Here is a 12,505-nt window from a genome sequence, read left to right as displayed (position 1 = left end):
CTCCCTAAAACCACCCGAGTAAAGTCCCTCATCCAATTGAGAAATAGTATATATGATTAATCACAACTATGCTCAAAAATCTGCTCAAAAAAGTCTCCTAAAACTATTCCGTATACCCCTACAAGTTACTCTAATTGGGTTTTTCCTTATCAATGGAGGATGCTTGGGAGGATGCTTGGCCCAGACAATTCCACTGACCGAAAATCTGATTAACCTCGATTCCGATCACGGCGAACAGTTACTGATGGCAAGCCAAGCCCGAGAAGACTATTTGCCCCTAAGTATTCAGTTTGTCACTCAGGAAAACCTGGCTTACTGTGGAGTAGCTAGTATGGTCATGGTGCTGAATGCTTTATCAATTCAAGCTCCAAAAGCACCGGAGTTTAGGACTAACCGCTTCACCCAGAAGAATGTTTTTAATGCCAAAACTGAGCAAGTGCGCATGGCTGAGGTGATTGCTCGTCGGGGCATGACTTTGGAACAATTAGCAGGATTATTGGAAACTTATCCAGTTAAAGCAGAGGTTTACCATGGTGGTGATTTGACCCTGGATCAGTTTCGCAACATAGTTGTAAAGAATTTGCAAGAAGCGGAAAATTTTGTCTTAGTCAATTACTTACGCAAAGCCATTGCTCAGAAAACTGGGGGACATATTTCTCCTTTAGCTGCCTACAACCACGAAGCAGACCGTTTTCTGATCCTAGATGTCTCTCGTTACAAGTATCCTCCAGTCTGGGTCAAGGCTGAAGAATTGTGGCAAGCAATGGCGACTAAGGATTCAGAATCTAAAAAGACACGGGGGTTTGTGCTGGTGAGTCCCCGTTGATTGTCAAATTGATTGTCAAATTGATTGCATTCTCATTAATCTATCAATATTGATGTTTATATCATGTCAGGATAATTACCCTGTCTTGATGCAGTCGCTCATGGGGGAAACCCCCAAGACCGCGCTGCATCGCTTTATCAAAATCTCCCCCATCTCCCCATCTCCCCATCTCCCCATCTCCCCATCTCCCCATCTCCCCACACGCCCCACCCTTCCCACCCTCCCCATACTTTTATGATGGGTATTCAAGCGGACTTGATATTATTTTAAGCTGACAGCTGACAGCTGACAGCTGACGGCTGACGGCTTACAAACTAATCATTAAAACTAATCTGTTCTCCCATTGATCAATGTTTTGTCTGTGACCAGCAAAGACAGGAAAATAAGTAATGGCAAAAACACGATTGCCCAGCCAATTCCTAAAGCCCAGGCTGGGTATCCTTCATAGGGAGTCCTGATATCTTTCGAGAACTGGGTTGCCAGCAAAGCGACTAAAGCCATAGGAATCAGGTATTTTATAGAAAAATTCCACCATTTCCCAACCTTCCAATCACTAACTTGGTTGATGTATCGTCGCAGTTTTTCCGCACCATACAACCATCCCACTAGGATAGATTGGAAAATAGCTACCAACATCAAGTTATAGTTAGTAACAAAATGATCTACAATATCTAAAATGTATAGTCCAGCTCTGGTAGTGTAAATAATTCCAGCAATAAATCCCCCTAAACAAACCCCGATGGAGACCTTAGCAACATTTCCCTGTTGTCGTTTGTCCAGGATAGTCGCATTCAAAGCTTCTACTAGGGAAAAGGCGCTGTCGATACCTAGGGAAAGCAGCATCACAAAAAACAGCAGACTGAACAGCCAAGGCAAGGGCATTAAGCTTAAGGCTTCCGGGAAAACCACAAACGCTAGACCAGGACCAGAAGCAGCCAGCTCTGCCAAGGAGGTGTTAGTTTCTCCAGCCATATATCCCAAGATTCCGAACACCACAAAACCGGCAAATAAGCTGATACCACTGTTGATCAAGGCAGTTAACCAGGTATCTTTAGCAATGTCATCCTCTGAGTTTTTGTAGCTAGCATAAGTCACCATAATTCCAAATCCCAGAGATAAGGTAAAGAAAATCTGTGAGAATGCAGCTGTCCAAACTTCCGGGTCAACTAATGCACTCCAAACTGGAGTAAGATAGAGTTTCCAGCCATTGAAGAAACCTGGTAAAGTTACTGCTCGTAATAGCAATACCCCCAGTAAAATAATTGGAAGTGGCACGCTGTAGACAACCACTTTGCCCACACTGGTCGTGCCTTTCCAAACACAGAAATAAATCAAGACCCAGACTACAACTAGGGACCATAAGATTGGCCAGTTGATACCACCTAATACGTTGACCCCATCGCTGATTTGCAGAACACTATCAAAGAAGTAGCTTTTAGCATCACTGGACCACTTGACCCCAAAGGATGCCAGAAAGTAAATCAAGCTCCAGCCCATCACAACTGCATAATAGGAGACAATGATAAAGGCTGACATCAGGGCAAACAGACCGAGACTGCCGAAATTGGGGTGTAATTTCCTAAATGAGCCTATGGCTCCCCGTTGCATTTTTTGTCCTACCGCAAATTCCAGCATCAACAGTGGAACCCCAATTAGGACTAAAGCGATCAGGTAAGGGACTAAAAATGCTCCCCCACCGTATTTCCCAGCTAGGTAAGGAAAGCGCCACACATTCCCTAAGCCAACTGCAGAACCTACTGCTGCGAGGAGAAATACTGTTCTTGAAGCCCAACGTTGACGAGCCATCTACAATTCCCTCTATCTTGATAGTTCATGCTTCATACTTCATCCTTGATACTTCATCTTTTACAATTCATGCTTCATACTTCATACTTCTTTAAATTCTTGCCATGGGTTTGCTTATTCCATCACAGGTTTTAGGGAGTAGGGAGTCGGGAGTAGGGAGTCGGGAGTAGGGAGTAGGGAGTAGGGAGTAGGGAGTAGGGAATAGGAAAAAAATTATCTGTATCTCATTACTATGAGAAACTTTTATAGCGTTTCTCGCAGTTATAATATAGAGTCTTCTTTGACGTTGATTTCCTGTTAGGTGCGCTTTCCGCATTAAGAATTAAATTCGCCACGGGTCGCACCTCTTGATGCAGCGGATCGCTATTCCCTGTTCCCTGTTCCCAGTTCCCTGTTCCCTGTTCCCTAAAACCAAAAAAATTTGTACCTCACCTAATTGAAAAACCCTATATTTCACTTCAACGTGCTTGGTAACTTTACGCCCAGTACTATCGCTCTTCCTGCCATAAACAAGGATAACGCTAACCAAAGAAGATGAGCACTTTGAAACTGCCAAGACGCCACAGCCATAGGGGCAAATCCCACCACCAAGGCGATTACGGTAGAATTACGTAAGGTCTGTCCTGCTGCTAAGCCCAGAAAATAACCATCCAGCATAAACGCAATGGACCCAAATCCTAACACCAGCACTAACCAAGGAACATAGACAGTAATCGATTCGATCACCTCAGTGTGGTTTGTTAACAGGCCAAAGAGTGTCTGGGGAAACAGGATAAACAGGAAAGCAAGGTTAAGTCCTAATAGCAAACAGCTTCCTCCAGCCATTCTCAATAAAGGGACTAACTGCTCTTTTGCTCCCTGACCTTGTAAATTCCCCGTCAGAGTTTCCGTAGCAAATGCCAATCCATCAATAAAATAAACAGCCAAGCTGAACACCTCTAGTATCAAAGCATTTTCCGCCAAGACTGTGGTACCAAAAGCTGAGCTCAAATTGGTAAAAATAGACAAGGTAAAAATAATCGCTAAGGTTCTAATAAAAAGATTACTATTTAGGGTAAAAGTAGCTTTTATATCCGACAAGTTCCAAATTCGTTTTGCTACTGCTCTTAGCTCTTGCCACTGGATTTCTTGGCTAACTAAAACTAGTCCCACTAAAACCATCACGTATTGACTAACTGCTACGGATAATCCAGCGCCAGCGCTTTCCCAACCCCACCGAATAATAGTAAAGTAATCGCAAACTATATTAGCGGTGTTACCGATCATGGACAACAGCAAAACCTTACCACTCATTTCTCTACCGAGAAACCAACCAATCACTACGAAATTGAGTAATGTGGCAGGAGCTCCCCAAATCCGAGCATTAAAATAGCCAATACCGGAAACTTTTACATCTGGTGTAGCACTTAACAGAGCAAATCCAAGCTCTCTAATAGGAGACTGTAACATTAAGATAACTACACCTAAAATCAGAGCAATTAAGCCATTACGAAGTCCCACCAGTAACATAGCATCTTGCTCATTTCGTCCGACGGCTTGAGCGGTTACTCCAGTAGTTCCCATCCGTAAAAACCCCAAACTTTTGTAAATGAAGTTAAACAGGATAGTAGCGAGGACGACTCCAGCTAAGTGGCGGATTTGATCTAAATGACCTAAGAAAGCCACGCTGATTAAACCCGCAAGGGGTACCGTGAGATTAGACAGAATATTGATGATCGCCAGTTTCCAGAAGCGATAGAGGACATTGTCTTGGTTTGAGCAAGTAAAAATCATCAATTCACCTTAATAGTTATAGCATTTTTTATGATCAAATTAATGGGGTTAAACCTTTTTGATTAATTCCGATTAGTGGCTTGATTAAATATTATAGTAAATAACCTTTTTATATTTAGAGATTAATAGAGATAGAATTATCGACTATAATAGAAAGAATGGACGCCGACCCTAACCCAAAGATGAAACTGATGATTTTTTTTAAATTACCTATAAAGGATACCATAGAGCAAGAGTAAAGACTAGTGGCCAGAGTAACAGCAAGGCACCTGGACAAGCTAAAATCAATAAGCTGTTAATTCTTAACTACTGACGCCGGAGGCTGAGGATGAGTAAAGTCAAGACGATTCAAAAACTACACGCGGAATGGGTGACATCAGAGAACTTTCAGCCCTACGGTCAAGTCATCTTTGCCAGTGAAGATGGCAAACCCTATGATCAAGATGATGCTCAGTTAAACCTCGAAAATGGGACATCCCGGTTTTATATCATGCGGCTACACCACAAAGGTCGTAAGTTTGATAAAATTACTCGCCACGTCCAATGTACTCAGTGTCTCGGTTCTCTAGAAGGGAAAGACTGGTTCATCGCTGTAGCTCCTCCTACTCAGGATGACCAACCAGTTTTAGAGGATATTGCGGCTTTTCGGATTCCAGGTAACTGCTTTATTAAATTAGAAGTAGGAACTTGGCACGCTGGTCCCTATTTTGACCAAGAATTTATAGATTTCTACAATTTGGAACTTGCTGATACCAATGTCGTCGATCATTTCACCCATGATTTTATAGACAGCCATCAGTTAAAGTTTGAAATTGTTATAGCAAAGGGAGTAGGGAGTAGGGAGTAGGGAGTAGGGAGTAGGGAGGGGTGCATCTCATATTTGTAAATCTATAACTAAAAGAAGTGTGGGGAGGGTGGGGAGAGGGGGAGATAGGGAGATAGGGAGATGGTGGATATTTTTATTAAAGGTAATTGTGATAAAATGATATTAGCTTTATCTTTCCGAAGAGTGTTTTTGCCTGCATTGATATCCACCCATAGGGAGTAGGTAAGATGGCCTAAAAAATTATCACAATTCCTACAATGATACCTATAGTGAGTGATAAAATGGAATGGGTAATGACCAGCAAATACTAATCCCATAATTAGTCACATAAGCAAAAAAAACTAAGCCAAAATAACTAATGATTAATCTTAGATATGGCATCACTAATAAAAGAATCAAATCTTATTAATTTTACCAGACCCGATGTTCCCTATTCCCTGTTCCCTATTCCCTACCTTGACAGGTTAATTTTAAAATTGGTGCCATATAGCGTTTTTCATCATAATGAGGTACACATAATTAATTTTTTACCTTTTCTATCTTATGACTTCACTGCTCCCTGCTACCTGCTACCTGCTACCTGCTACCTGCTACCTGCTCCCTGCTACCTGCTCCCTAAAACAAAAAAAAATGTACCTTAATAGCTTGAAAACCGCTATAACTAATGAATAATGACAAAGGAAACCTATGACAGTAAACATCCAAAAATTATATAAAGCGTGTAATCCCAGCAAAACTTTAACGGTAGAACAGCCTGAAGACCGTAAGTATTATATCGATTTTTCCTCAGTGCGAGGGGGCAAGATCATTGAAGAGTTGAAGGACAATATTACCTTCTTTTCTACGGATGAGCCGACCTGTGAGCTATTTACTGGACATATTGGTTGTGGTAAATCTACGGAGTTACTGCGGCTGAAAGCGGAATTGGAGGAAGCTGACTTTCACGTAGTCTATTTTGAGTCTTCTCAAGACTTGGAAATGGGAGATGTAGATGTTGGGGACATCTTACTCGCTATTGCCCGTCGCGTCAGTGAAAGCTTAGACAAAATTAAGCTAGGTGAACCGAAAGGCTTTAAAAAATTACTGGCAGGTGCGGCTAAACTGTTGCTCACTGAAATCGAATTAAGCGGTAGGGTAGGAGTTCCTGGGATTGGTGAGGTTGGAGTAGATAGTGACGGGGCTGTTTCCCTAGCAGTTGGGATTGGTGAGATTACGGCTAAGGCTAAAGATAGCCCGGATCTGCGCAGTCGGTTACGGCAATATCTCGAACCTCAAACCAATCGGTTGTTAGAAGTGATTAACCAAGAGTTGCTCGAACCTGCGATCGCAAACCTCCAACAACTGGGGAAACAAGGGCTAGTGGTTATTGTAGATAACCTCGATCGGGTGGACGCTTCCCAGAAGCCTTGGGGACGTGATCAGCCGGAATATCTATTTGTCGATCGCGGAGCGCAGTTAAAGGGGTTACACTGTCATGTGGTCTACACCATGCCCCTAGCCCTACGATTTTCTAATGACTATAGTGCCTTGACTCAGCGCTTTGTAGTAGATCCCAAAGTGTTACCAATGGTACCGGTAAGGTTACGAGATGGCACTCCCCATGAACAGGGCATGGCACTGCTGCGACAAATGGTACTCGCCAGAGCCTTTCCTAATTTAAAGCCTTTAGAGCGTCTTGCTAGAGTAAAAGAGGTGTTCGACTCCCCTGACACTTTAGATCGCCTGTGTTACGCTAGCGGGGGTCATGTGCGGAATTTGCTCCGGTTTCTCAGTACCTGGATCAAGAAAGAAAGACGATTACCTCTGTCTCAAGGCATGTTAGAAACTGTAATTCGAGACCGCCGCAATGAACTAACCCTACCCATCTCAGACGATGAGTGGGAATTATTGTGTCATGTTGCTAAACACAAGAAGGTAGTTGGAGATGAAGGTTACCAAGTCTTGATCCGCAGCATGTTCGTCTATGAGTACCGAGACCAAGATGGGTCTTGGTTTGACGTTAATCCTATTTTGGCAGAAGCGGAAGGATTCAAATCATGCCTAGCTTATACCGCGTAGAAGATGCGGATGCCTACAACAAGAATTCAATCCAGGAACTCGCCTGGGCGATTGAGACGTCCCAAGGGGAGTTTTCCCTGATTTTAGCCCGCCGCAACTATGAAGCTTTACAGGAGTACATTGTGCGGAAGTTGCGGCAAGTCTGTGCTGTTGAGTTCCAGGAAATATACCTGAACCAGTCGGTTAAGGTTAAAAGTCTCTATACCACTATCAAGGAGCAGCTAGGGGATCAACAGCCAGCTGCGGTGATGGTCTTTGGTTTAGAGTCCCTGAGCAACCTGGAGCAAGTACTAATCACTACCAACCAAGTGCGGGAGGAGTTTCGCAAGCATTGCCCCTTCCCTCTAGTGTTATGGGTAAATGACGAGGTATTGCAAACTCTGATTCGGTTTGTGCCAGATTTAGAGAGTTGGGCAACAACCACAGATTTTGTCCTCTCCTCTAGTCAATTGATTGAAGCTCTAGCAGAGCGAGAGAGTTATTTATTTACTCGTATTTTGGATGCCGGTGGGGATCAGTTCCTACCCAATACCGCTATTTTTGGTTCCAGCTATCGCCGAGAATTGGACTCAGCTTTGAGGGATTTGCAAACTCGTGGAGATGTCTTAGACATAACCCAAGAAGCTAGTTTGCCATTTGTGCTTGGTCGAGAAGCTTATATTAATGGTCAGATCGATCAGGCGTTAGAGTATTATCAGCAAAGTTTAGCATTTTGGCAGCAGCAATCTAGGAGGTGCGAAACACAACAACAGAAAACCCAACAGCAGAGTAGTTTCAGCTCCGGACTGGGTCGAGCTACCCAAATATCTCCTTCCCTCGGTCGGTGGTCTGAGGAAGACCATACCCCTTCACCACTAGAATGTCAAGCTCTACTGCTGTTTCATATCGGTTTGTGTTATCTGAACCTGGCTGAACTCAATCGATCCCAAACTCGTCACCACTGGATCACAGCCAGAGGGTATTTTCAAAAGTGTATCGATACATTTGAACAAGCAAAACGCCCAGATTTAATTGCCAAGTTTATTACTAAACTTGGCGAAACCCTACAACGACTGGAAGCTTGGAAAGACTTACAAGGTCTGGCGCAACGCTCCCTGGTACTGCACAGAACCTATGGCAATCCACTGCAACTGTCTCAAGATTATGGATTTATCGCTGCAGTCGCCCTTCAAGACTGCCGTTGGATGGGCGCTCAGCAAGCAGCTAGGAAAGCTTTAGAACTCCTAACACGGTTAACTAATACCTCCGGACAGTATCAGATGTCCTATCTACTGCTTCTGGCTAAAGCGAAGGGGCATTTGGGTCAGTCGGAGGAGGCGATCACTATCCTGGAAAGGGCTAAGGAAACCGGTCCAATGGATGCCCCACAACTTTATATTCGCATTTTGGAAAAATTGCGGACGCTTTATTTCCGGCAAAAGCAGTATCTAGAAGCCTTTCGGGTCAAACAAGAACGATTCTCCGTTGAGCAGCAATACGGTTTCCGTGCCTTTATCGGACCTGGTCGGCTCAAACCTCATCTACACCAAACTTCTACCTTACTCCTAAAGCAGGAAACCGCTGCTGAGGAAATCACTGCTTCTGTACGTCAGAACGATGTAGAGCGCTTAGTGGAACGTATTGGCAGCACTCAGCACAAACTGACAGTGATTTATGGTCAGTCAGGGGTAGGTAAGAGTTCCCTGCTAGAAGCTGGATTAGTCCCCACTCTCAAAACTAAGGTAATTGGAACCCGTGATGTCGTACCAATTTTGGTAAGGGTTTACACCGATTGGGTCAGGGAAGTCTGGAAATCCTTAGCTTCTTCTCAGTTCGAAGTTGACCCGTTGAACGGTGAAGGGTTTTCTGGGTTGAAGGTTGAAGGGTCTTCTGGGTTGAAGGTTGACCGGTTGAAGGTTGTTCGCGAAGCGTGGCCGAAAGGCCAAGGTTCACAGCCGTCTTCTAACCTGCAACCTTCAACCCAAACTAACCTCCAACCTTCAACCCAAACTAACCTGCAACCTTCAACCCAAACTAACCTCCAACCAGCAACCCAAACTAACCTCCAACCTTCAACCCAAACTAACCTCCAACCTTCAACCCAAACTAACCTGCAACCTTCACCCGAAACTAACCTCCAACCTTCAACCCAAACTAACCTCCAACCTTCAACCCAAACTAACCTCCAACCAGCAACCCTTTTAGAGCAATTGCGACAAAATGAGCACCGCAATTTGCTAACGGTGCTGATTTTTGACCAGTTTGAAGAGTTTTTCTTTATTTGGGATAATCCTACTGAAAGAAAACGCTTCTTTGATTTTTTCCGGGAGTGTCTTCAGATTCCTTTCGTCAAGGTTATCTTGTCATTACGGGAAAATGATTTGTACTTTTTGTTGCAGGGAATTCGTCATAAAAATTTTGATTCAATCAACAATAATATTCTCAACAAAACTATTCTTTATTATTTAGGTAAATTCTCCATAGAGGATGCTAAATCTATTATTCAACGACTAACCGAGCGCTCTCAAGTTTATTTAGAAGAAGCCTTAGTAAACACCTTAGTGCAGGAACTAGGTAGCAGTGAAGGAGAAGTTCGTCCCATTGAATTACAGATAGTAGGAGCTCAACTACAGACTGAAGGAATTACTACCCTAGCTCATTATCGGAGAAAAGGTCCTAAAGAAAAATTGGTGCAGCGTTACCTGCAAGAAGTGATCGCAGATTGTGGCTCCGAGAATGAAAAAGCTGCTGAACTGATCTTGTATTTACTCACTGAAGAAAATAACACGCGCCCGCCTAAGACCCGCCAGGATTTGGAAAAAGACTTAAAATCCTTGGCAGTGGATTTAGCGATAGAAGAAATAGACCAGTTAGATTTAGTCTTAAATATCCTGGTCGAATCAGGATTAGTGGTGCTCTTACGAGAAAGTCCGGTTAACCGCTATCAACTGGTTCATGATTATCTAGTTTCTGTGATTCGCCAGCAGCAAGATAGCGAATTACTCGCCAAACTTAAGGAAGCCCAAGAGCAACATCGGCTTTCTCAAGCCCGGTTACAGAAGTCGAAGATAGCACTCACCGGCTCCATTGCTGTAGTTGGTATGTTAGCGATCTCAACCATCTCTGCCGCTATATTTTGGGCGGAAGCTAGAAACAACGAAATTACAGCTTTGATTAAATCCTCAGAAGCCCTTTACGGTTCCAATAGTCATGCCCTGGATCCACTAAAAGATGCCTTAGAGGCAGGAACAAAACTGAAGTGGTCACTTGGGGTCAGCTCTAACACTAAGGATATAGCGATGAGTTCTCTAGAGCAAGCCTTTTATGGGGTTAGAGAGCGCAACCGCTTAGAAGGTCATACTGATACACTCAACAGTGTTACTTTCAGTCCCGACGGTGAGCTAATTGCTACGGCTAGTTCCGACAAAACTGTCAAAATCTGGTCCAAGGAAGGCAAAGAACTCTACACGCTAGCAGGAAAGGATGGACATCAGGATCAAATCAGAAGTGTTACCTTCAGTCCTGATGGAGAGTTGATTGCTACCGCTAGTAAAGATAAAACGGTTAAAGTCTGGAAACGGAATGGTAAGTATATTCAAACCTTGACAGGGCATAGGGATTTAGTTTGGAGCGTGCGTTTTAGCCCTGATCGCAAAAGCCTTGCTGCTTCTAGCGAGGATGGAAGAGTTATCATCTGGAGTCTGGAAGGCAAAAAACCCCAAATCTTCAAAGCCCATGATCAAGCAGTGCTCAGTATTAGTTTCAGCCCCGATAGCAAGGTGCTGGCAACTGGTAGTTTTGACAACACGGTTAAACTCTGGCGTAGAGACAGGAATGGCTTGTACAAGAGAAAGCCTCTAAGGATAGAAGCCCATGAGGATGCGGTTTTCACCGTCAGTTTCAGTCCCAAAGGTAAACTGATTGCTACTGGTAGTAAGGATAAGACTGTCAAACTCTGGAAACTTGACGGTACTCGGTATCAGACATTGGGAACGGATGACCATGAAAGTCATGAAAGTACTGTGACTAGCATCAGTTTCAGTCCGGACGGTCAGACCCTTGCTAGCGCTAGTGCTGACAACACGGTTAAACTTTGGAATCGAAATGGCAAGCTCCTCGAAACCCTTACCGGTCATGAAAGTACGGTATGGAGCGTTAATTTCAGCCCCGACAGCCAGACCCTTGCTAGCGCTAGTGCTGACAACACGGTTAAACTTTGGAGTCGATACGGTAATGAACTCCCTATTCCCACAGGGGATGAGAATACCGTTTACAATGTCAGTTATAGCCCCGACGGTCAGACTATTGCTACCGCTAGTAAGAACAACACTATCCAACTCTGGAGCTTAAACGGTCAATTGCAGCGAACTCTGACTGGTCATACTGATTGGGTGTGGGGTGTTAGTTTCAGCCCTGATGGTAAGACTATTGCTAGCGCTAGTGCAGACAATACTGCCAAACTCTGGGATAAGAATGGTAAGTTACTGCACACCCTATCTGGTCATGAGGATGTGGTCAGGAGTATCACTTTCAGTCCCGATGGCAAAATTATTGCTACGGGTAGTAGGGACAAAACAGTTAAACTCTGGAATCAGAATGGTATCCTGATTAGAACTCTGACTGGTCATACAAATTGGGTCAACAGCGTCAGGTTCAGTCCTGATGGTGAGACGATTGCTACGGCTAGTCTTGACAAAACCGTCAAACTCTGGAATGTTAGTGATGGCAAGGAACTGCAAACCCTCGATGGTCATAAGGATTGGGTTCTGAGTGTCGGTTTCAGCCCTGATGGTAAAACCCTGGCCTCTGCTAGCAGGGATAAGACGGTTAAACTCTGGAATGTTAGTGATGGTAAGAAACTAAAACCTCTTAAAGGTCATGACAATACCGTCTGGAGTGTGGTGTTTAGCCCCGATGGTGAAACCATTGCTACAGCTAGTGCTGACCAAACTGTCAAGCTTTGGAACAGGAAAGGTAAACAACTTCAAACCTTTTATGGCCATCATGATGATGCTGTAGTTAGCCTCAGTTTTAGTCCCGATGGCAAAACTATTGCTTCTTCAGATTCATCTGCTAGAGTAATTATATGGAATTTAGAGACTATCAGAAATCCTGATCAACTACAGTCCCTTGCTTGCGATTGGCTACAGGATTATCTGAAGCACAATACTAATGTCAATAAGAGGGATCTTCGTTGGTGTCGTTAGTGCGTCAGTAATGAAGTCCTGATTCCGTCA

Annotated in this window: 9 protein-coding genes; 5 read left to right on the top strand and 4 right to left on the bottom strand. The window is 43.9% G+C overall.

The window, feature by feature from the left end; genetic code table 11:
- Nucleotides 1-52 precede the first annotated feature (52 nt).
- On the top strand, nucleotides 53-826 hold the full coding sequence (locus tag F6J90_RS16970) for a phytochelatin synthase family protein (RefSeq protein WP_293095840.1): 774 nt from the start codon (nucleotides 53-55) through the stop codon (nucleotides 824-826).
- A gap of 61 nt (nucleotides 827-887) precedes the next feature.
- On the opposite strand, the gene F6J90_RS16965 is transcribed toward F6J90_RS16970, so the two are convergent.
- The 4 genes from F6J90_RS16965 to gntT form a co-directional block, all read right to left on the bottom strand.
- The gene (locus F6J90_RS16965) at nucleotides 888-1,019 is read right to left on the bottom strand and encodes a hypothetical protein (protein WP_293095837.1); all 132 of its coding nucleotides are present in this window, start codon (nucleotides 1,017-1,019) and stop codon (nucleotides 888-890) included.
- A gap of 134 nt (nucleotides 1,020-1,153) precedes the next feature.
- Nucleotides 1,154-2,632 (bottom strand): sodium-dependent transporter, encoded by a 1,479-nt coding sequence (locus F6J90_RS16960; protein ID WP_293095835.1) that lies wholly within the window; start codon nucleotides 2,630-2,632, stop codon nucleotides 1,154-1,156.
- A gap of 91 nt (nucleotides 2,633-2,723) precedes the next feature.
- On the bottom strand, nucleotides 2,724-2,948 hold the full coding sequence (locus tag F6J90_RS16955) for a hypothetical protein (protein ID WP_293095832.1): 225 nt from the start codon (nucleotides 2,946-2,948) through the stop codon (nucleotides 2,724-2,726).
- Nucleotides 2,949-3,085: 137 nt separating this feature from the next.
- Nucleotides 3,086-4,405 (bottom strand): guanitoxin biosynthesis MATE family efflux transporter GntT, encoded by a 1,320-nt coding sequence (gene gntT, locus F6J90_RS16950; RefSeq protein ID WP_293095829.1) that lies wholly within the window; start codon nucleotides 4,403-4,405, stop codon nucleotides 3,086-3,088.
- A 328-nt stretch (nucleotides 4,406-4,733) separates the two neighbouring features.
- On the opposite strand from gntT, the gene F6J90_RS16945 reads away from it, so the two are divergent.
- The 4 genes from F6J90_RS16945 (at nucleotide 4,734) to F6J90_RS16930 (ending at nucleotide 12,475) form a co-directional block, all read left to right on the top strand.
- A complete protein-coding gene (locus F6J90_RS16945; RefSeq protein WP_293095827.1) occupies nucleotides 4,734-5,252 on the top strand; it encodes an ureidoglycolate lyase in 519 nt (172 codons plus the stop codon).
- Nucleotides 5,253-5,605: 353 nt separating this feature from the next.
- Complete coding sequence (locus tag F6J90_RS16940; RefSeq protein WP_293095824.1) at nucleotides 5,606-5,872, top strand: hypothetical protein; 267 nt, start codon at nucleotides 5,606-5,608, stop codon at nucleotides 5,870-5,872.
- Between the two features lie 46 nt (nucleotides 5,873-5,918).
- Nucleotides 5,919-7,289: an AAA family ATPase gene (locus tag F6J90_RS16935; protein WP_293095822.1), complete on the top strand. Its 1,371-nt coding sequence runs from the start codon at nucleotides 5,919-5,921 to the stop codon at nucleotides 7,287-7,289.
- Nucleotides 7,268-12,475, top strand: a complete 5,208-nt coding sequence (locus F6J90_RS16930; protein WP_293095820.1) for a hypothetical protein — start codon at nucleotides 7,268-7,270, stop codon at nucleotides 12,473-12,475. Before F6J90_RS16935 ends, F6J90_RS16930 begins: the two co-directional genes overlap by 22 nt.
- Nucleotides 12,476-12,505: the final 30 nt, after the last annotated feature.

Source organism: Moorena sp. SIOASIH, assembly GCF_010671925.1.
In the GTDB taxonomy this organism is placed as follows: domain Bacteria; phylum Cyanobacteriota; class Cyanobacteriia; order Cyanobacteriales; family Coleofasciculaceae; genus Moorena.
This window is presented reverse-complemented; position numbering and strand designations above follow the sequence as displayed.

Coding starts and splice junctions, on each gene's coding strand:
- F6J90_RS16965 (WP_293095837.1), bottom strand. CDS start 1,019: ATGGGGAGATGGGGAGATGGGGAGATGGGGAGATGGGGAGATGGGGGA.
- F6J90_RS16970 (WP_293095840.1), top strand. CDS start 53: ATGATTAATCACAACTATGCTCAAAAATCTGCTCAAAAAAGTCTCCTA.
- F6J90_RS16935 (WP_293095822.1), top strand. CDS start 5,919: ATGACAGTAAACATCCAAAAATTATATAAAGCGTGTAATCCCAGCAAA.
- F6J90_RS16945 (WP_293095827.1), top strand. CDS start 4,734: ATGAGTAAAGTCAAGACGATTCAAAAACTACACGCGGAATGGGTGACA.
- F6J90_RS16960 (WP_293095835.1), bottom strand. CDS start 2,632: ATGGCTCGTCAACGTTGGGCTTCAAGAACAGTATTTCTCCTCGCAGCA.
- F6J90_RS16940 (WP_293095824.1), top strand. CDS start 5,606: ATGGCATCACTAATAAAAGAATCAAATCTTATTAATTTTACCAGACCC.
- F6J90_RS16930 (WP_293095820.1), top strand. CDS start 7,268: ATGCCTAGCTTATACCGCGTAGAAGATGCGGATGCCTACAACAAGAAT.
- F6J90_RS16955 (WP_293095832.1), bottom strand. CDS start 2,948: ATGCGGAAAGCGCACCTAACAGGAAATCAACGTCAAAGAAGACTCTAT.
- gntT (WP_293095829.1), bottom strand. CDS start 4,405: ATGATTTTTACTTGCTCAAACCAAGACAATGTCCTCTATCGCTTCTGG.